1 protein-coding gene is annotated in these 435 nt (G+C 55.4%); it reads right to left on the minus strand.

Features of this window, described 5'->3' with window-relative positions; all coding sequences use genetic code 11:
- Window positions 1–186, minus strand: a 186-nt coding sequence (locus BLJAPNOD_RS35115) for a hypothetical protein (protein WP_147294643.1), incomplete at its 3' end; no start/stop codon positions are given.
- Window positions 187–435 lie beyond the last annotated feature (249 nt).

A 435-nucleotide genomic window follows, 5' to 3' on the forward strand; every position in this document is an offset into this window, starting at 1 on the left:
GTCGAGGCTAGATTCGTTGCGAGTGTCGAAGAGTGCTTTTGCCGCGTCCCGATAATCTTTGGCTGCCGCGTGAACTGGATCGTTTGGATTGAAAGCCGTCATTCGCCGCCTCTTTTCCTCTTTGTTGTGGCTCAGGAGAAAGTCGCTCTCCTCGCCGCCAAGATCACGCATGGCCTTGCCGACCATGTGGGCTCCCATTTATGCTGGGACTTGGGATCACCGGGCACACCTGATCTGTTTTGCGAGCTCTGGTTATCCGCATGCCAAAGCCGCCAGTCTGTGCTTCCAAGGCAATGCAGTAGCTGTCTCCTCCGCGCTCTGGCGATTGATTCCTCAGTCTTTTCATTCTCCCGCATGGTATTAATGTGCGTCTGGATTAAGCCGATCAATCCGAATGTGGCCTCTTGTTGGCTCCAGCCAGCGGCAGCAGCACGC

The sequence above is a fragment of the Ensifer sp. M14 genome (assembly GCF_003355565.1).
In the GTDB taxonomy this organism is placed as follows: Bacteria; Pseudomonadota; Alphaproteobacteria; order Rhizobiales; family Rhizobiaceae; genus Ensifer.